Source organism: Streptomyces sp. NBC_01471, from assembly GCF_041438865.1.
Classification (GTDB): Bacteria; Actinomycetota; Actinomycetes; order Streptomycetales; family Streptomycetaceae; genus Streptomyces.
Map to the genome: position 1 here is coordinate 3250290 of NZ_CP109450.1, position 19711 is coordinate 3270000.

General features: G+C 68.4%; 16 protein-coding genes and 2 rRNA genes (1 of these 18 running past the window's edge). 3 read left to right on the forward strand and 15 right to left on the reverse strand.

Going from position 1 to position 19711, the window contains the following annotated elements:
- Nucleotides 1-62: 62 nt before the first annotated feature.
- From OG285_RS14175 to OG285_RS14195, 5 genes are all read right to left on the reverse strand, one after another.
- Complete coding sequence (locus tag OG285_RS14175) at nt 63-1721, reverse strand: bifunctional uroporphyrinogen-III C-methyltransferase/uroporphyrinogen-III synthase (RefSeq protein WP_356836337.1); 1659 nt, start codon at nt 1719-1721, stop codon at nt 63-65.
- Nucleotides 1718-2674 (reverse strand): hydroxymethylbilane synthase, encoded by a 957-nt coding sequence (gene hemC / locus OG285_RS14180; protein WP_371791136.1) that lies wholly within the window; start codon nt 2672-2674, stop codon nt 1718-1720. The genes OG285_RS14175 and hemC overlap by 4 nt, the downstream gene beginning before the upstream one ends.
- On the reverse strand, nt 2671-4254 hold the full coding sequence (locus tag OG285_RS14185) for a glutamyl-tRNA reductase (RefSeq protein WP_356836333.1): 1584 nt from the start codon (nt 4252-4254) through the stop codon (nt 2671-2673). The genes hemC and OG285_RS14185 overlap by 4 nt, the downstream gene beginning before the upstream one ends.
- The gene (locus OG285_RS14190) at nt 4251-5063 is read right to left on the reverse strand and encodes a redox-sensing transcriptional repressor Rex (RefSeq protein WP_356836331.1); all 813 of its coding nucleotides are present in this window, start codon (nt 5061-5063) and stop codon (nt 4251-4253) included. The genes OG285_RS14185 and OG285_RS14190 overlap by 4 nt, the downstream gene beginning before the upstream one ends.
- 350 nt (nt 5064-5413) lie before the next feature.
- Nucleotides 5414-5695: a glutaredoxin family protein gene (locus tag OG285_RS14195; protein ID WP_356836329.1), complete on the reverse strand. Its 282-nt coding sequence runs from the start codon at nt 5693-5695 to the stop codon at nt 5414-5416.
- A 181-nt stretch (nt 5696-5876) separates the two neighbouring features.
- Between OG285_RS14195 and OG285_RS14200 the strand changes: the two genes are divergently transcribed.
- The 3 genes from OG285_RS14200 (at nt 5877) to OG285_RS14210 (ending at nt 9474) form a co-directional block, all read left to right on the forward strand.
- Complete coding sequence (locus OG285_RS14200; RefSeq protein ID WP_371791137.1) at nt 5877-6830, forward strand: HAD family hydrolase; 954 nt, start codon at nt 5877-5879, stop codon at nt 6828-6830.
- A gap of 446 nt (nt 6831-7276) precedes the next feature.
- A complete protein-coding gene (locus tag OG285_RS14205) occupies nt 7277-8056 on the forward strand; it encodes an ECF subfamily RNA polymerase sigma factor, BldN family (RefSeq protein ID WP_266854602.1) in 780 nt (259 codons plus the stop codon).
- 215 nt (nt 8057-8271) lie between these two features.
- Nucleotides 8272-9474 carry a DUF5667 domain-containing protein gene (locus OG285_RS14210; RefSeq protein ID WP_371791138.1) on the forward strand — a complete coding sequence of 401 codons (1203 nt, stop codon included), beginning with the start codon at nt 8272-8274 and terminating at the stop codon, nt 9472-9474.
- A gap of 93 nt (nt 9475-9567) precedes the next feature.
- On the opposite strand, the gene OG285_RS14215 is transcribed toward OG285_RS14210, so the two are convergent.
- From OG285_RS14215 to OG285_RS14260, 10 genes are all read right to left on the reverse strand, one after another.
- Complete coding sequence (locus OG285_RS14215) at nt 9568-10644, reverse strand: lysophospholipid acyltransferase family protein (protein WP_356836322.1); 1077 nt, start codon at nt 10642-10644, stop codon at nt 9568-9570.
- A 1-nt stretch (nt 10645) separates the two neighbouring features.
- A complete protein-coding gene (locus OG285_RS14220) occupies nt 10646-11755 on the reverse strand; it encodes an NAD-dependent epimerase/dehydratase family protein (RefSeq protein ID WP_356836320.1) in 1110 nt (369 codons plus the stop codon).
- Nucleotides 11756-11923: 168 nt separating this feature from the next.
- A complete protein-coding gene (locus OG285_RS14225) occupies nt 11924-12022 on the reverse strand; it encodes a 30S ribosomal protein bS22 (protein WP_003948845.1) in 99 nt (32 codons plus the stop codon).
- Nucleotides 12023-12153: 131 nt separating this feature from the next.
- Complete coding sequence (locus tag OG285_RS14230; protein WP_164266407.1) at nt 12154-12366, reverse strand: helix-turn-helix domain-containing protein; 213 nt, start codon at nt 12364-12366, stop codon at nt 12154-12156.
- Nucleotides 12367-12496: 130 nt separating this feature from the next.
- Nucleotides 12497-13312 (reverse strand): phosphatase, encoded by an 816-nt coding sequence (locus OG285_RS14235; RefSeq protein WP_371791139.1) that lies wholly within the window; start codon nt 13310-13312, stop codon nt 12497-12499.
- 100 nt (nt 13313-13412) lie between these two features.
- Nucleotides 13413-14588: an acetoin utilization protein AcuC gene (locus OG285_RS14240; protein ID WP_356836316.1), complete on the reverse strand. Its 1176-nt coding sequence runs from the start codon at nt 14586-14588 to the stop codon at nt 13413-13415.
- Nucleotides 14539-15798, reverse strand: coding sequence for an MFS transporter (locus tag OG285_RS14245; protein WP_371791140.1), 1260 nt, complete (start codon nt 15796-15798; stop codon nt 14539-14541). The genes OG285_RS14240 and OG285_RS14245 overlap by 50 nt, the downstream gene beginning before the upstream one ends.
- Before the next feature lie 41 nt (nt 15799-15839).
- Nucleotides 15840-16484, reverse strand: coding sequence for an HAD family hydrolase (locus OG285_RS14250; protein ID WP_356836312.1), 645 nt, complete (start codon nt 16482-16484; stop codon nt 15840-15842).
- Nucleotides 16485-16552: 68 nt separating this feature from the next.
- Nucleotides 16553-16669 (reverse strand): 5S ribosomal RNA (gene rrf / locus OG285_RS14255).
- 79 nt (nt 16670-16748) lie between these two features.
- Nucleotides 16749-19711, reverse strand: a 23S ribosomal RNA gene (locus OG285_RS14260) (it continues 160 nt past the right edge of the window).

A 19711-nucleotide genomic window follows, 5' to 3' on the forward strand; every position in this document is an offset into this window, starting at 1 on the left:
CTTCGAGCTCTTCGAACTCTTCGCTTCGGCTTCTGCTGTCCGCCCGGCACCCGGGCCGCCGCTCAGGTGGTGCGCCGCCTGCGACCACCCGGACGGCGCTCGCTGGGACGGGTGACCGCCTCGCCCGCCTCCCGGGCCGTCTCACGGCGCTGCGCGCCGAACTCGGCGAGCGCCTCCGCGAGTCTGTGCACCGAGGGCTCCGGCGAGAGCACGTCCACCCGCAGCCCGTGCTCCTCGGCCGTCTTGGCCGTGGCGGGACCGATACAGGCGATGACCGTCACGTTGTGCGGCTTGCCCGCGATCCCCACCAGGTTGCGGACCGTGCTCGAAGAGGTGAAGAGGACCGCGTCGAAACCGCCGCCCTTGATCGCCTCCCGGGTGTCGGACGGCGGCGGCGACGCCCGCACCGTGCGGTACGCGGTGACGTCGTCGACCTCCCAGCCCAGCTCGATGAGCCCGGCCACCAGGGTCTCGGTGGCGATGTCGGCGCGCGGCAGGAACACCCGGTCGATCGGGTCGAAGACCGGGTCGTACGGCGGCCAGTCCTCAAGCAGACCGGCGGCGGACTGCTCACCGCTCGGTACGAGATCGGGCTTGACGCCGAACTCGACCAGCGAGGCCGCGGTCTGCTCGCCGACGGCGGCGACCTTGATCCCGGCGAAGGCACGGGCGTCGAGCCCGTACTCCTCGAACTTCTCCCGGACCGCCTTGACGGCGTTCACGCTGGTGAAGGCGATCCACTCGTAACGCCCGGTGACCAGGCCCTTGACCGCGCGCTCCATCTGCTGCGGGGTGCGCGGCGGTTCGACCGCGATGGTGGGGACCTCGTGCGGCACGGCGCCGTAGGAACGGAGCTGGTCGGAGAGCGAGGCCGCCTGCTCCTTCGTCCGCGGGACGAGCACCCGCCACCCGAAGAGCGGCTTCGACTCGAACCACGACAACTGGTCGCGCTGGGCGGCCGAGCTGCGCTCGCCGACCACGGCTATGACCGGCTGGTGGCCGTCCGGCGACGGCAGCACCTTGGCCTGCTTGAGCACCTGGGCGACCGTGCCGAGCGTCGCGGACCAGGTGCGCTGGCGGGTGGTCGTACCGGCGACGGTGACGGACATCGGGGTGTCGGGCTTGCGGCCCGCCGCGACCAGTTCACCGGCGGCGGCGCCGACCGTGTCGAGCGTCGTGGAGACGACCGCGGTCGCATCGCTCGCGCCGACCTCGCTCCAGCAGCGGTCGGACGCCGTACGGGCGTCGACGAAGCGGACGTCGGTGCCCTGCGCGTCACGCAGCGGCACACCGGCGTACGCGGAGACGCCCACCGCCGTCGAGACACCCGGGACGACCTCGAACGGGATGCCCGCGGACGCGCAGGCGAGCATCTCCTCGCTGGAGTTGCCGTCGAGTCCGGGGTCCCCGGTGACAGCACGGACGACCCGCCTGCCACCGCGTGCGGCCTCCATGACAAGATTGCCCGCATCTCGGATGGCCGGGATCCCGGCGGCTGTTGACGCTTCGTCAACAACCGTCAGCTGAGGCGTGCTTACGGTCGCTCTCGCATGGCTGCGTACGACATCGAGCACATGCGGCTCGGCGATCAGTACGTCCGCACTCGCGAGCGCTTCGACGGCGCGCAGTGTGAGAAGTCCCGGATCCCCGGGTCCGGCACCGAGGAAGGTGACGTGCCCGTGCGCGGGAAGGGCGGCTGGCAGGTTCGAGGTGGGGTTCATCGTGCTCGCTCCCCCATAAGACCGGCCGCACCCTTGGCCAGCATCTCGGACGCGAGTTCGCGTCCGAGCGCCTCGGTGCCTTCGTGCGACGTGGGTACGGGACCGGTGGTGGACAGCTGCACCAGCGTGGTGCCGTCGGCCGAGCCGACGACACCGCGCAGGCGCATCTCGGTGACAGCCTGCCCGTCGGCCAGGACGTCGGCCAGTGCGCCAACAGGCGCACTGCAACCGGCCTCCAAGGCGGCGAGCAGGGATCGCTCGGCGGTCACGGCGGCCCGGGTGTACGGGTCGTCGAGCTCGGCGAGCTGGGCGACGAGATCAGCGCGGGATGCCGCGCACTCGACCGCCAGGGCCCCCTGGCCGGGGGCGGGCAAGATGATGTCGACCGGCAGGTACTCGGTCACTTCGGCGGCCCTGCCGGCACGGTGGAGTCCGGCCGCGGCGAGAACCACCGCGTCCAGCTCCCCGCTGCGGACGAATCCGATGCGGGTGTCGATGTTGCCGCGGATCGGTACGGTCTCGATGCGCGTCCCGTGGTCACGGGCGTACGCGTTGAGCTGTGCCATCCGGCGCGACGAGCCGGTACCCACCCGGGCCCCGTCCGGCAGCTGCTCGAACGTCAGCCCGTCCCGCGCGATCAGCACGTCCCGGGGGTCCTCACGGACCGGGATCGCGGCCAGCACGAGACCGTCCGGCTGGGCGGTCGGCAGGTCCTTCAGCGAGTGCACGGCGAAGTCGACCTCGCCGCTCAGCAGCGCATCGCGCAGGGCGGTGACGAACACACCGGTCCCGCCGATCTGCGACAGGTGCTCACGGGAGGTGTCCCCGTACGTGGTGATCTCGACGAGTTCCACGGGGCGACCGGTGATCTGCCGCACCGCCTCGGCGATTTGTCCTGACTGCGCCATGGCGAGCTTGCTGCGCCTGGTCCCCAGCCTCAAGGCATCGGTCATGCCCGCCCTCGGTTCTTGACGTCTGTGTTGCTCAGGTCGGTCAGATCGGCCCTGCTGACGGCCGCGACCGTCAGCGGGTCGAGGTCGAAGAGTTCCCGCAGCGCGTCCGCGTACCCGGCGCCGCCGGGCTCGCTCGCGAGCTGCTTGACCCGCACGGTGGGCGCGTGCAGGAGCTTGTCGACGACACGGCGCACGGTCTGCGAGATCTCGGCGCGCTCCTTGTCGTCCAGGTCGGGAAGGCGTCCGTCGAGCCGCGCGATCTCACCGGCGACGACGCCGGCGGCCATGGTGCGCAGTGCCACGACGGTCGGAGTGATGTGGGCGGCCCGCTGGGCCGCGCCGAACGCCGCGACCTCGTCCGAGACGATGGTCCGTACGGCGTCGACATCGGCGGCCATCGGGGCGTCGGCGGACGCGTCGGCCAGCGACTCGATGTCGACCAGGCGCGCACCGCTGATGCGGTGGACCGCCGCGTCGATGTCGCGCGGCATGGCCAGGTCGAGCAGGGCCAGCCGCGGCGGGACCCCGTCGGCGGGAGCGCCGGCGATGCGCCGCACCGGTCGCGGGGCGGCGGGCCCGGCCGTACCGGCCCAGGCGCCGTGCTGCTCCAGCGCGTCGACCGCGCGCGCGGCGGCGGTGGCCGCCGTGGCGTCGGCGGGCACATCGGGGACCGGGTCGGGTGCCGCGCCGTGGATCGGGCCGCCGTGGACTGCGCCGTGGATTGCGCCGGCCGGTTCCGCGGGGGTGAACTCCTCGCCCAGCGCCCGGGCGACGGACTCCGCGGTCAGGACCAGACCGGTCGCGCCCGTACAGGAGACGACGAGGTCGGCACGGGCCAGCTCCCCGTCGACGGCATCCATCGGGACGGCCGCCGCGGCCACCCCGGCACCGCCGAGGATCTCCGCGAGCCGCTCCGCGCGCGCCTGCGTCCGGTTGGCGACGATGATCTCCCCGGCGCCCGCGCGGGCCAGCGTGGCGGCGGCCAGCGAGGACATCGAGCCCGCGCCGATCACCAGCGCGCGCTTGCCCCGGGCCCAGCCGGCCACGTCGGCGCCGCCCGCGAGCTGTTCGAGACCGAAGGTGACGACCGACTGTCCGGCCCGGTCGATCCCGGTCTCGCTGTGCGCCCGCTTGCCGACCCGCAGGGCCTGCTGGAACAGATCGTTCAACAGCCGCCCGGCGGTGTGCAGTTCCTGTCCGAGCGCGAGAGCGTCCTTGATCTGGCCGAGGATCTGGCCCTCGCCGACGACCATGGAGTCCAGCCCGCACGCCACCGAGAAGAGATGGTGGACGGCCCGGTCCTCGTAGTGCACATAGAGATAAGGAGTGAGCTCTTCGAGCCCGACACCGCAGTGCTGGGCGAGCAGCGTGGACAGCTCGGCGACGCCCGCGTGGAACTTGTCCACGTCGGCGTACAGCTCGATGCGGTTGCAGGTGGCGAGCGCCGCCGCCTCGGCGGCGGGCTCGGCGGCCAGCGTGTCCTGCAACAGCTTGGCCTGCGCATCAGCGGAGAGCGCCGCCCGCTCCAGCACGCTGACGGGCGCGCTGCGGTGACTGACTCCGACGACCAGGAGACTCATGCCGGCATCACGGCGGGCATGTCCCCGTCGGGTCCCTTCCGGTCGGCGTGGGCGGTGCGGGCGCTCACGGTGTGCGCGGCGGCAGCCGCCGCGTGTGCGGCGCCGCGGACCGGGGGCGCGTCGGTGTCGGGGTCGGCGAGCGCTCCCTCACCGGCCTTCCGCTGCTCGTGGAAGGCCAGGATCTGCAGCTCGATGGAGAGGTCGACCTTGCGCACGTCGACACCTTCCGGCACCGAGAGCACGGTGGGGGCGAAGTTCAGGATCGAGGTGACACCGGCGGCGACGAGGCGCTCACAGACCGGCTGCGCCGCACCCGCGGGGGTGGCGATGACGCCGATCGAGACGCCGTTGTCCGAGATGATCTTTTCGAGGTCGTCGCTGTGCTGGACGGGGATCCCGGCCACCGGCTTCCCGGCCATGGCGGGGTCGGCGTCGATCAGCGCGGCCACCCGGAATCCGCGCGAGGCGAATCCGCCGTAGTTGGCGAGCGCGGCGCCGAGGTTACCGATACCGACGATGACCACGGGCCAGTCCTGGGTGAGACCCAGCTCACGCGAGATCTGGTATACGAGATATTCGACGTCGTAGCCGACGCCCCTGGTCCCGTACGAACCCAGGTAGGAGAAGTCCTTGCGCAGCTTCGCGGAGTTGACCCCGGCGGCCGCGGCGAGCTCCTCGGACGAAACCGTGGGCACGGAGCGCTCCGACAGGCCGGTGAGGGCGCGGAGATACAACGGAAGTCGGGCGACGGTGGCCTCGGGGATTCCTCGGCTACGGGTCGCCGGTCGGTGAGTTCGGCCAGTTGCCACGGTGCTCCTGCGGGATGAGCGAGGCTGCAGGCGGCCACATGCAGCAGGACCGCCCCGTCGAATGCAGGCTATGTCTTTGTGAACGCGTGCACAAAGATGGTGTCCGTTTTGTCCGTGCAAAGTGACCGGGGTCACGCACTTCGGCGGCGCATTGACGGAACCACGGGCCGATCCGATGCGTTGAGATCCCAAAGGGGGCAAAACGGCACACACTCCTCACGCCTACGCCCCCGAGACCGCTCAAATCGCCCATGATGGTAGCTGTATTTTCCGCGTGAAGCGCCGCGCGGACCGGTCGCCCGCCCCCGCCCCGGCCCTCCGCGCCGGCCGTTCACATCCGTCCGGACCGCTCAGGAACGCAGCGCGCGGCGGAGACGCTCGGGGTCCACCCGCCAGAAAGTGTGCTGTTCCCCATCGATGAGTACGACCGGAATCTGCTCCCAGTACGCCTCGTTGAGCGCGGAGTCCCGGGTGATGTCCTTCTCCTCCCACACCGCGCCGACTTCTCCGCACACAGTGGAGACCACGGCACGCGCGTCGTCACAGAGATGACACCCGGGCTTCCCGACGAGAGTGACGACCCGCTCGGCGGGATTTCCGTGACCGGCACTGCGGCGGAACAGAGGGCTCATCCCCCCATTCTCCGCCGTCGGCGCGGAGACATCCCGCACCGAGCCCCACCAGCGGCCGGGCCGGCGGCCCGGCCGGTGCCCGAGGCCGTCCGCCCCGGCCGGAGGCATCCGTACGCCGGAGTTCACCCCGCCGCATTCCGCCGAGTGAGGAACGGTCCACCGAACTGGCTATGCTCGCACCATGGCCGCACTGGGATGGCTCACCCCCCGCAGGCGCTCGGCGACAGCACGCAGTGTGCTGGCAGGCGAGGCCGCAGCCGAAGCAGCCCGGAAGTCCTCGCAGGAGCCGGCCCGGGCCGAGGCCGGCCCACTCGGCCGACCCACCGAAGAAGCCGGCCCGGAGGCCGAGTTCCCCGTCGCGGGGGACAGCCTGGCCGCCGCCTTCTTCGATCTCGACAACACCGTGATGCAGGGCGCCGCGATCTTCCACTTCGGCCGCGGCCTGTACAAGCGGAAGTTCTTCCAGCGCCGCGAACTGGCCAGGTTCGCCTGGCAGCAGGCCTGGTTCCGGCTGGCGGGCGTCGAGGATCCCGATCACATGCAGGACGCCCGGGAGAGCGCCCTCTCCATCGTCAAGGGACACCGCGTCTCCGAGCTGATGTCCATCGGCGAGGAGATCTACGACGAGTACATGGCCGACCGCATCTGGCCGGGCACCCGCGCCCTCGCCCAGGCCCATCTGGACGCGGGCCAGAAGGTCTGGCTGGTCACCGCCGCCCCCGTGGAGACGGCGACGATCATCGCCCGCCGCCTCGGCCTGACCGGAGCGCTCGGCACAGTGGCGGAGTCGATGGACGGCGTCTACACCGGCCGCCTCGTCGGCGAACCGCTGCACGGCCCGGCGAAGGCGGAAGCCGTACGGGCACTCGCCGCCGCCGAGGGCCTCGACCTGGCACGCTGTGCCGCGTACAGCGACTCGCACAACGACATCCCGATGCTCTCTCTCGTCGGCCACCCCTACGCGATCAACCCCGACGCGAAGCTGGCCCGTTACGCGCGCGAGCGCGAATGGCGGCTGCGCGACTACCGGACCGGCCGCAAGGCGGCCAAGGTCGGCATCCCGGCCGCGGCCGGGGTCGGCGCACTCGCGGGCGGCACCGCGGCCGCGGTCGCCCTGCACCGCCGCCGCCACTGAGCGGCACACCACCCGACCCGTACGCCACCGCCCGGTGAACCACCGGCAGGCGGTCACCGACTCGCGCCTCGGCCGTCCGTACGTCAGCCGGGGCTGACCGGAACGTCAACAGCTCCGCGCGCCCGCGCCACTCCGGCGAGCGCGGGCGGATCGAACTTCTTACCCCGCTGCGCCCGCCGCCAGTCCCGTTGCGGCCGCTCGCGCACAAGTGACCGCCCAATCAAACGGATCGTGGGGCTATCCGATCAATAAACGGTCACGAAGTGCTACTTGATCCGACGCGTATACGTAACAGAAGCGACGTAATCGATGATTTGAGCAACTGGGTGTAGCACTGCCTGTACGAAGCGTTATTCTCCTCAGACGCATACCGGACCTCACTCGCCATCACGTCGAGTGAATCATCCAGCACTGCACGTGATGGAAGCTCTGCCTCTGGGAGTCCCGTGTACCCACACGTCGGGGTTGACGCCTCGGGCCTGGCTACGCTGCGCGCAACGGTCTTTGACCAGCTGCGCGGCTTCGTCCCCACCGCGTACGCCGTCCCCGCATTTGCCACAGCCGCGCCCGCCGGACCCTGCTATGCCCTCGCCGAGAGCGGTGCGGGCGCAGCGGTCGGCAGACGCAGCCGTGGCGGCACCGGCACGTCCACCGCCCGTCGGCCTGCGGCCGACAGCGACAGCGCACGCATGATGGACCTCGTCGAACGAGCTCAGGCCGGCGAGGCCGACGCCTTCGGGCGGCTCTACGACCAGTACAGCGACACGGTCTACCGCTACATCTACTACCGCGTCGGCGGGAAGGCGACGGCGGAGGATCTCACCAGTGAGACCTTCCTGCGCGCTCTGCGCCGTATCTCCACCTTCACCTGGCAGGGGCGCGACTTCGGCGCCTGGCTGGTCACGATCGCCCGGAACCTGGTCGCCGACCACTTCAAGTCGAGCCGTTTCCGGCTCGAAGTGACCACGGGCGAAATGCTCGACGCCAACGAGGTCGAGCGCAGTCCGGAGGACTCCGTCCTGGAGTCCCTCTCCAACGCCGCCCTGCTCGAAGCCGTACGGAAGCTCAATCCACAGCAGCAGGAGTGCGTGACTCTGCGCTTCCTGCAAGGGCTCTCCGTGGCCGAGACGGCACGGGCCATGGGCAAGAACGAGGGCGCCATCAAGACGCTCCAGTACCGGGCCGTGCGCACGCTGGCGCGGCTCCTCCCCGATGACGCTCGCTGATCACAACTCACCGTCAGTCATGGGCTCATGACACTGCGGTCCGATCATCCTTCGTCCGTAACCCAAGTGCTGTGCGGCTCGTTGAGTGGGATGCAGGCTCCCTGTGGTCAAGCCACGCCCGCAGGTACTCACCCGATCGAGTGGAAGCACTCAAGGTGGGCAACCTTCCGGACCCCGAGGGGAGTCGATCGTCATGACGAGAGGAGGTGCCGCCAGTGATCGGACAAGTTTCGGCACACCGGCGGGCGAACGCCTTCGCCCAGGCCCTGGAGGAGCAGACACTCCAGGGCTCGGCGGCCGACCAGCCCGAAGCTCCCACCGAACCGAGCGCACAAGGGCAGTTGCTGACCCTGGTGACCGGGCTCGAAGAGCTACCGAAACCGCAGCTGGATCCTGAGGTCAAAGTGGTGCAGCGAGCCCAGCTCGTTGCCGCCATGGAGACGATGCTCGCGGGGGGAGGTGTGTCCGAGGGCCCTCAGGTGCCCGAACAGCGGACCGGCCGAGGCGCCCACCGGGCGTCCCCGCTCCGGAAATTGCGCCCCCGCTCCCGCTGGTCGAAGGGCCTCGCTGCGGGCGGACTCACCGTCGGCGTCGCGGCCGGAGCCTTCAGCGGCGTCGCGGCTGCCAGCTCCGACGCCCTCCCCGGTGATTCGCTGTACGGGCTGAAGCGCGGCATGGAAGATCTCAAGCTGGGGATGGCGAACGACGATGCCGACCGCGGCGAGATCTACCTCGACCAGGCTTCCACCCGTCTCCAGGAGGCGCGCCGCCTCATGGAGCGCGACCGGGCGGGCCGGCTCGACCACGAGCAACTGGGCGAAGTCAGACGCGCGCTGAACGGCATGAACCACGACGCCGGAGAAGGCCACCGGCTGCTGCACGAGGCGTACGCGAGGAACGGGACACTCGGCCCGATCCAGACGCTCTCCTCGTTCTCCCGCTCGCACCGGGAGGCCTGGAGCAGACTCCGGGGCCGGCTGCCCGTCCAGCTCCACGACGTGGGAAACCAGGTGAACTCGGTCTTCGACGCCATAGACCAGGAGGTCAGCCCGCTCCAGGCGCAGCTGCCGCACATCCCCGGCACCACCGCCCGTACCCCCGGACACCCGGGCACCTCAAGGCCGGGCACCCCCGGGACCGACCGTCCCGGCCACGCCTCGGCCGCACCCGACCACAGCGGCCAGCACAACGCCCGGCCGAAGCCCTCGGGCTCCGAGAGCGGCAAGGCCGACCAGGGCCTGATCGGCGGCAACACGGGCGGCCTCCTCGGCCCGCCGAAGAACAGCGGCGATTCGTCCTCCTCCGAAGGCACGGGCAAGTCCGGCGAGGGCTCCAAGCCCGCCCCGGACGTCACCCTGCCCCCGCTGCTCCCCGGCCTGCTCCCGGGCCTGGGCATCAACGGCGAGGACGCACCGTAGGCAGCAATGCGTGCGGACGAAGGTGCCGGGCCCGGTGTGTCACGGGCCCGGCACCTTCATGCTCGTCCAGGGACGCACTGTTCGGCCGGCCGGTCAGAAGAAGACCGACCGCCGTTGCACGAGCAGCTTGTACAGCGTGTGCTGGATCTGCTCCCGCACCTGGTCCGTCAGGTTGAACATCAGCATCGGATCCTCCGCCGCCTCCTCGGAGAACCCGTCCGTCGGGATCGGCTCACCGAACTGGATGGTCCACTTCGTCGGCAGCGGCACCAGGCCCAGCGGCCCGAGCCACGGGAACGTCGGCGTGACCGGGAAGTACGGGAAGCCCAGCAGCCGCGCCACCGTCTTCGCGTTGCCGATCATCGGGTAGATCTCCTCCGCCCCGACGATCGAGCAGGGCACGATCGGCACCCCGGCCCGGAGCGCGGTCGACACGAAGCCGCCCCGCCCGAACCGCTGGAGCTTGTACCGGTCGGAGAACGGCTTACCGATCCCCTTGAACCCCTCGGGCATCACCCCGACGACCTCGCCGCGCTGGAGCAGCCGCTCCGCGTCCTCCGCGCACGCCAGCGTGTGCCCGGCCTTCCGGGCCAGCTCGTTGACGACCGGCAGCATGAACACCAGATCCGCGGCGAGCAGCCGCAGATGGCGCTCAGCCGGGTGGTGGTCGTGGACGGCGACCTGGAGCATCAGCCCGTCGAGCGGGAGCGTCCCCGAGTGATTGGCGACGACGAGCGCCCCGCCGTCCGACGGGATGTTCTCCACACCCTTCACCTCGACGCGGAAGTACTTCTCGTACAGCGGCCGCACCGCCGACATCAGTACCTGGTCGGTGAGCTCCTTGTCGTACCCGAACTCGTCGACGTCGTACTCACCGGTGATCCGCCGCCGCAGAAAGGCCAGCCCGCCGGCGATCCGCCGGTCCCAGTCGCCACCGGTGGGCTCCGCGCGGTCCTCCGGTGCCTGCACCGGCACGTGTGACGACGGCTCCGCCTGCCCGGCCGCCTCGGCCGGGCCGGACGGCTCAGGCCCGGTCTGCTGCTCCGGTACGGGCGCGAGCGGTCCCGTAGCAGCCCTGCCGCGCGCCCCGGACCGCTTGGCGGCCTTGCCGCTCCTGTTCCGCCTCGCTCGCGGCTCGTCGCCGAAGGGGATGACCTTGGCATCGGCCATGTCAGATGCGCTCCTTGCTGACGGAGTGGGCGGGGATCACGGGCCGGGCGGCGCCGGCGGCTGCGGCGGGTCCGGCCGGCCCGACGGATTCGGCGAAGGCGGCGACCCGGTCGACGGCCCGCGCCAGCGCCCGGGGCGGCAGCAGGCCGTCCCCCCGGCTGAGCGCGAAGTCCTCGAAGGTCTCGGCCGTCGAGTACCTCGGCACGAACCCGAGTGTCTCGCGCATCTGCACCGTACTGACGACCCGGCCATGGGTGAGCAGCCGGATCTGCTCCGGCGAGAAGTCGGTCACCCCGACGGTCCGCAGCGCCGAACCGACCCAGTTCACGGCGGGCAGCAGCACCGGCACGGTCGGCCGGCCGAGCCGCCGCGAGCACTGCGAGAGCAGCAGCACACCGTCGCCCGCGATGTTGAAGGTGCCGCTGTTGAGCGTCCCGCGCGGCGGTTCGCCGAGTGCCAGGCGGAGTACGTCGATGACGTCGTCCTCGTGGACGAACTGGAGCCGCGGGTCGTAACCGAACACGGTCGGCAGCACCGGCAACGAGAGGTACTCGGCGAGCGGGTAGTCGGTGCTCGGCCCCAGGATGTTCGCGAAGCGCAGGACGCAGACCGCCACATCGGGCCTGCGCCGGGCGAAGCCCCGTACGTAGCCCTCGACCTCCACCGCGTCCTTGGCGAAGCCGCCGCTGGGCAGTGACTTGGGGGGCGTCGTCTCGGTGAAGACGGCCGGGTCGCGCGGTGCCGACCCGTACACGTTGGTACTGGACTTGACCACCAGGCGCCGGACGGTCGGCGACTTCTGGCAGGCGCCGAGCAGCTGCATGGTGCCGATGACGTTGGTCTCCTTGACCGTCGTCCGGCCACCGGTGCCCAGCGGGGTGCCCGTGACGTCCATGTGCACGACGGTGTCGACGTCGTACTCGGCGAGCACCCGGGCGATGGCGGGCTGGCGGATGTCCGCCCGTACGAAGACGGCGTCACCCAGTCCGTGGGCCGGCTCCACGATGTCCACCGCGATCACCCGGTCCACCTCGGCGTCCCGCAGGATGCGGCGCACGAGCCGGCCTCCGAGCTGCCGGGCCACTCCGGTGACGAGCACGACCTTGCCCAAGATCAGCGCCTTCCCATTCGGACTCCCGTACGGGCCACGGTAGCGGCTCGTTGTCGCGCTGTACTGGTGATGCGCTGCGTGAAGTCATCGGAAATCTACCCGCAGGAACGCGCAGAGGCCCTCCCACCATGCTGGTGGGAGGGCCTCAGAACCACGTACAGCTGCCGCTTACTTCTTGTTGCGACGCTGAACGCGGGTGCGCTTGAGCAGCTTGCGGTGCTTCTTCTTAGCCATCCGCTTGCGCCGCTTCTTGATAACAGAGCCCACGACTACCCTCGCTCACTTCTCTTCACTCGGTGCGGGGCGTCTGGGCCCACACGACCTACGTCGGCCTAGCCTACCTGCCGCCGAGTGAGGGACGTAATCCGAGGGGAACCCCAGACTTCGACCGGACCCCGCTAGGCGGTCTGGACCCCCACGAAGGACTCGCGGAGGTATGCGTGCACTGCTTGCTCCGGGACCCGGAAGGACCTGCCCACCCGGATCGCCGGCAGATGACCGCTGTGCACCAGCCGGTACACGGTCATCTTGGACACTCGCATCACCGAGGCGACTTCCGCCACGGTCAGGAACCTGACCTCGTTGAGAGGCCTCTCACTCCCAGCAGCCATGACCCACCTGAACCTTCCGCACCCGACGGGGCACCGGCTTCCCCTTCCGGTGACTCTTCGTCGTGGCGCGCTCACTCACCAGACTAGGTGCGGGTGATACGAGTGGGGAAGAGGAGCAACACCCCCTTCCCTACTGGGACAGAAGCGCCCGATTGAGTACATAGCGAGTGAGCGGCCGGTAGAAGTCCGACCGCACGCCGTCGTCGAGCGGAACGGCGACGGAGACCCGCCCCTCCGCCTCGCCGACGAACAGCGCGGGATCGTCGGTGTCCGCCAGGCCGATGGCCTCGACCCCTAGCTGACCTGCCCCGCAGACCCATCCGTGGTCGCCGACGACCAACCCGGGAAGGCCGTGCGAGTCCCCCGCTGCCGCCTCCAGCGCGACCCGGACCGGCAGCGGGGAATGGGTGTGTGCGCCGGGCTCACTTCCGGGCAGCCGCACGCCGGGTTCGCGCATCAGCGCGACTCCCCGTACGTACTCCAGAAGGTGCGTACGTACGCCGAACCGGGTCGTTATGTCGACACTGCGACCCTGCGCAGGGGTGAGGACAGTACATCCGGCCGCCGACAAGGCGTCTGCCAGCGCGGCGTAGAAACCGAGCAGCCGATGCGGATGCCCCGTCCCGAACAGCACACTGGCACCACACGCCACAGCCTCGCCGAGCCGCGCCGCGAAGGCGTCGAGCGCGGCCAGCGTCCGCTCCGGGTCGATGACATCGGGCCCCGACACATGGTCCGGATCACCCGACACCCCGCACCGCTCTGCCATCAGACCCAGCAACTCCGCCTCGTCCCAGGCCCGTTCGGGTTGAATGCCGAGCGTCACCCGCGGATCGCGCGCGGCGAACAGCCGATAACTGCGCAGGCTCACCTCCCGAGAGGTGGCCACGGGCCCGGCCAGCCGGGCTGCCAACAGATGCGCACGGAGGGCGCCGGTGGTCAACACCCTGCCGATCGTGCCGCACTGCGTACGGGGGCGGGCCGGAACCCGGGATATGCGGCACAGTTGGCGTAACGCCCCGCGAAAACACAGCGGCGGCACTCTCCTAAGCCAGCAGCCCCCGCAGAGGAAACGCCGCCCGCCGAGTGGCCAGCACCGCCTGGTCCAGCCGGTCCGCCGGGTCGTACCCCGCGTCCCACGACCGCCAGGCCACCGGCCACCGCCCGTCCGTCATCCGCGCGGGCCCCACCCCCCGGGTCCGCGCGTACACCTCGTCCCGCCAGGACGGCGGGATCACCGAATCCGGATCGATCTCGGCGTGCCCGGCGATCCCCACCAGATGCGTCCACGACCGCGGTACGACGTCGGCCACCGCGTACCCGCCCCCGCCGAGCGCCACCCAGCGCCCGCCGTCCGCGTACTCGTGGGCCAGCTCATGGCAGGCGACCTGCACCGCGCGCTGGGCGTCCAGCGAGACCGCCAGATGGGCCAGCGGGTCCTCGAAGTGTGTGTCGGCGCCGTGCTGCGACACCAGTACCTGCGGCCGGAAGTCGGCGAGCAGCTCGGGCACCACCGCGTGGAAGGCCCGCAGCCACCCGGCGTCCCCGGTGCCGGCCGGCAGCGGGAGGTTGACCGCCGACCCCTCCCCCGCGCCCTCGCCCGTCTCGGTCGGGAAGCCCGTACCGGGAAAGAGCGTCCGGGGGTGCTCGTGCAGCGAGACGGTCAGCACCCGCGGGTCGTCCCGGAACGCCTCCTGCACCCCGTCCCCGTGGTGCACGTCCACATCGACGTACGCGACCCGCTCCGCCCCCAGTTCGAGCAGCCGGGCGATGGCCAGGGCTGCGTCGTTGTAGATGCAGAACCCGGAGGCCGCGCCCGGCATCGCGTGGTGCAGCCCGCCCGAGAAGTTGACCGCGTGGTCCGCGTCGCCGCGCCACACCGCCTCCGCCGCGCCGACCGACTGCCCGGCGATCAGCGCGGAGACCTCGTGCATCCCGGCGAAGGCCGGGTCGTCGGGCGTCCCCAGACCGTACGAGATGTCCGCCGCCCCGGGATCCGCCGAAGCCGCCCGCACCGCGTCCAGATAGTCCGCCCGGTGCACCAGGCGCAGGGTCGACTCCCCGGCCGGTCTGGCGGCGACGACATCGACCGCGCCATCGAGTCCGTACGCCCGGACCAGCCCCATGGTCAGTGCGAGCCGCACGGGATCCATCGGATGGCCGGGCCCGAAGTCATACTTCGTTACTGCTTCGTCCCACATCAACAGTCGGCGGCCGCTCATGCCGGACACCGTATCGGGCATCGCCGGAGCCGAACGAGCGGGCGTACACGAGGGTCGCCAGCACGAGCACCATCGGGATGAGCATCGCGCCCCGGTAGTTCCACGCGTCACCGATCGCGCCCACCAGCGGCGAGCCGACCAGGAACCCCACGTAGTTGAAGATGTTGAGCCGGGCGATGGCCGCGTCCGAGGCGTGCGGGAACAGCCGCCCGGCGGCCGCGAAGGTCTGCGGCACGATCACACAGAGCCCGAAGCCCAGCAGGGTGAACCCGAGCATCCCCACCCAGGGACCGGTCGCGGCGGCCACCACACCGAACCCGACAGCCGCGACGACGGAGCCGAAACGCACCACAGCCACCGCACCGAAGCGACGCACCCCGAAGTCCCCCACCGCCCGGCCCAGCAGCGTGGTGACCATATAGACGTTGTACGGGACCGTGGAGAGCTGCTCGGAGCTCCCCAGTACGTCCTGAAGGTATTTGGCACTCCAGTTGGAGACGGTCGAGTCGCCGATATAGGCGAAGGCCATCACCAGGCACAGCGGCAGCAGCATCTTGAAGACGACAGAACCCCCGGTGGCACCCGCGCCACCGGCCCCGCCGACCGCCTCGGTGCCCACTCCCGCCCCAGCCGCCCCAGCGGCCTCCCGGGCGTCCGCGTACCAGCGGCTCCCCACCAGGCAGACGGGCAGCAGCACCACGGCGACCGGCCAGTACGAGGTGAGCAGGGACAGATGCCAGTGCGCCCCGGCCCAGGCGAGCGAGGCGCCGGCGATTCCGCCCAGGCTGTACGCGGCGTGGAACCCGAGCATGATGCTGCGCCCGTACGCCCGCTGGAGGCTCACCCCCAGCATGTTCATGGAGGCGTCCAGCGCTCCCACGGCGAGCCCGAACACCCCGAGCGAGACGGCCGCCTGCCAGAGCTCGGTACCGGCCGCGGCACCGAGGAGAGCCAGCAGCACCACGGGCTGCGCCCAGCGCAGCACGGCCGAGGGCCGCACCCGCTTCACGAGCTGCTCGGTGCCGACGCTGCTGACGCCGGCGAGGACCGGGACCGCGGCGAGGAACACGGGAAGCAGCCCGTCGGATATCCCGTAACGGTCCTGGATGGCGGGGATCCGCGTCACGAGAAGAGCGAACGCGGCGCCCTGCGCGAAGAAGCTGAGCCCCAGAGAGGCCCGGCCGTGCCGCAGGCGAACATCTGTCGTCATGGCGGCACAGTAGGCCCCTCGCCTACCCGTGGGTAGATGGATCAGGCAAGGAGTTGGGGCAGCTGCGACATATTCGAGAAGAAACCGTTCGCCCCGGCAAGCCGCTCGGCGGGCGTCATCGCCGTGAACCCGTACACATCCATCCCCGCGGCGTGGGCCGCCGCCACCCCGAGAGGGCTGTCCTCGATGACGACGCACCGGTCGGGGGCCACGCCCATCTGCTGGGCGGCGTGGAGGAACAGGTCGGGCGCCGGCTTGCCCCGGCCGACGTCCTGCACGCTGAAGATCCACTCGTCCTCGAACCACTCGTCCAGGCCGGCGGCCCGCTGGCCGACCCGGATCCGCTCGTGGGTGCCCGAGGACGCGACGCAGTACGGCACACCCTGGGCGACCAGGTCGCCGAGGACATCGGCCACTCCGGCGACCGGCTGCAGCTCGGTCTCGAAGGCGGCGAAGACACGGGCGTGCAGGGTCTCGTCGAAGTCGTCGGGAAGCCGCTGTCCGCTCCGCTCCAGGATGGTGTCGTGCACCCGGTGCACGGCGGCACCCATGTAGTCGCGGAGGGACTCGTCGTACGACGTGGGGTGTCCCAGTTCTGTCAGGTACCCCGCGAGGATGGTGTTGGAGATCGGCTCACTGTCCACAAGGACGCCGTCGTTGTCGAAGATGACCAGGTCGTAGCGCATACCCTGACCATAAACGCAAAAATGCCTCAGTCCCGGACCATAACGGTCCGGGACTGAGGCTAAAAATTGTTCGGCGGCGTCCTACTCTCCCACAGGGTCCCCCCTGCAGTACCATCGGCGCTGAAAGGCTTAGCTTCCGGGTTCGGAATGTAACCGGGCGTTTCCCTAACGCAATGACCACCGAAACACTATGAAATTAACCAACACCGGATAACAACACGGTCGTTCGTTATTTCAGAACTAACACAGTGGACGCGAGCAACTGAGGACAAGCCCTCGGCCTATTAGTACCAGTCAGCTCCACCCGTTACCGGGCTTCCACATCTGGCCTATCAACCCAGTCGTCTACTGGGAGCCTTAACCCCTCAAAGGGGAGGGAATACTCATCTCGAAGCAGGCTTCCCGCTTAGATGCTTTCAGCGGTTATCCTTTCCGAACGTAGCCAACCAGCCATGCCCTTGGCAGGACAACTGGCACACCAGAGGTTCGTCCGTCCCGGTCCTCTCGTACTAGGGACAGCCCTTCTCAATATTCCTACGCGCGCAGAGGATAGGGACCGAACTGTCTCACGACGTTCTAAACCCAGCTCGCGTACCGCTTTAATGGGCGAACAGCCCAACCCTTGGGACCGACTCCAGCCCCAGGATGCGACGAGCCGACATCGAGGTGCCAAACCATCCCGTCGATATGGACTCTTGGGGAAGATCAGCCTGTTATCCCCGGGGTACCTTTTATCCGTTGAGCGACAGCGCTTCCACAAGCCACTGCCGGATCACTAGTCCCGACTTTCGTCCCTGCTCGACCCGTCGGTCTCACAGTCAAGCTCCCTTGTGCACTTACACTCAACACCTGATTGCCAACCAGGCTGAGGGAACCTTTGGGCGCCTCCGTTACTCTTTAGGAGGCAACCGCCCCAGTTAAACTACCCATCAGACACTGTCCCTGATCCGGATCACGGACCGAGGTTAGACATCCAGCACGACCAGAGTGGTATTTCAACGACGACTCCACAACCACTGGCGTGGCCGCTTCACAGTCTCCCACCTATCCTACACAAGCCGAACCGAACACCAATATCAAACTGTAGTAAAGGTCCCGGGGTCTTTCCGTCCTTCTGCGCGAAACGAGCATCTTTACTCGTAGTGCAATTTCACCGGGCCTATGGTTGAGACAGTCGAGAAGTCGTTACGCCATTCGTGCAGGTCGGAACTTACCCGACAAGGAATTTCGCTACCTTAGGATGGTTATAGTTACCACCGCCGTTTACTGGCGCTTAAGTTCTCAGCTTCGCCACACCGAAATGTGACTAACCGGTCCCCTTAACGTTCCAGCACCGGGCAGGCGTCAGTCCGTATACATCGCCTTACGGCTTCGCACGGACCTGTGTTTTTAGTAAACAGTCGCTTCTCGCTGGTCTCTGCGGCCACCCCCAGCTCACCAAGTAAATTGGATCACCAGAAATGGCCCCCCTTCTCCCGAAGTTACGGGGGCATTTTGCCGAGTTCCTTAACCATAGTTCACCCGAACGCCTCGGTATTCTCTACCTGACCACCTGAGTCGGTTTAGGGTACGGGCCGCCATGAAACTCGCTAGAGGCTTTTCTCGACAGCATAGGATCATCCACTTCACCACAATCGGCTCGGCATCAGGTCTCACCCACCATGTCATCCGGATTTACCTGGACAACGGGCTACACCCTTACCCCGGGACAACCACCGCCCGGGCTGGACTACCTTCCTGCGTCACCCCATCGCTTACCTACTACCACCTTGGTTCAGCGGCTCCACCACTCCCCTTTGCCCGAAGGCTCCAGGACGGCTTCACGGCCTTAGCATCAGAGGATTCAGTATTGGGCGTTTCAAAGCGGGTACCGGAATATCAACCGGTTGTCCATCGACTACGCCTGTCGGCCTCGCCTTAGGTCCCGACTTACCCTGGGCAGATCAGCTTGACCCAGGAACCCTTAGTCAATCGGCGCACACGTTTCTCACGTGTGTATCGCTACTCATGCCTGCATTCTCACTCGTGAACCGTCCACAACTCGCTTCCGCGGCTGCTTCACCCGGCACACGACGCTCCCCTACCCATCCCAGCAGGCGTTGGCCCTATTGCTGGAATGACACGACTTCGGCGGTACGCTTGAGCCCCGCTACATTGTCGGCGCGGAATCACTTGACCAGTGAGCTATTACGCACTCTTTCAAGGATGGCTGCTTCTAAGCCAACCTCCTGGTTGTCTCTGCGACTCCACATCCTTTTCCACTTAGCGTACGCTTAGGGGCCTTAGTCGATGCTCTGGGCTGTTTCCCTCTCGACCATGGAGCTTATCCCCCACAGTCTCACTGCCGCGCTCTCACTTACCGGCATTCGGAGTTTGGCTAAGGTCAGTAACCCGGTAGGGCCCATCGCCTATCCAGTGCTCTACCTCCGGCAAGAAACACACGACGCTGCACCTAAATGCATTTCGGGGAGAACCAGCTATCACGGAGTTTGATTGGCCTTTCACCCCTAACCACAGGTCATCCCCCAGGTTTTCAACCCTGGTGGGTTCGGTCCTCCACGACCTCTTACAGCCGCTTCAACCTGCCCATGGCTAGATCACTCCGCTTCGGGTCTAGAGCGTGCAACTCAAACGCCCTATTAGGACTCGCTTTCGCTACGGCTTCCCCACACGGGTTAACCTCGCTACACACCGCTAACTCGCAGGCTCATTCTTCAAAAGGCACGCAGTCACGACTGACCGTACAAGTACGACCAGCGACGCTCCCACGGCTTGTAGGCACACGGTTTCAGGTACTATTTCACTCCGCTCCCGCGGTACTTTTCACCATTCCCTCACGGTACTATCCGCTATCGGTCACCAGGGAATATTTAGGCTTAGCGGGTGGTCCCGCCAGATTCACACGGGATTTCTCGGGCCCCGTGCTACTTGGGAGTCACACAAGCAAGCCGTTGATATTTCAGCTACGGGGGTCTTACCCTCTACGCCGGACCTTTCGCATGTCCTTCGCCTACACCAACGGTTTCTGACTTGCCCAACAGCCGGCAGACTATTGAAGTGCAATCCCACAACCCCGCATGCGCAACCCCTGCCGGGTATCACACACATACGGTTTGGCCTCATCCGGTTTCGCTCGCCACTACTCCCGGAATCACGGTTGTTTTCTCTTCCTGAGGGTACTGAGATGTTTCACTTCCCCTCGTTCCCTCCACATGCCCTATGTGTTC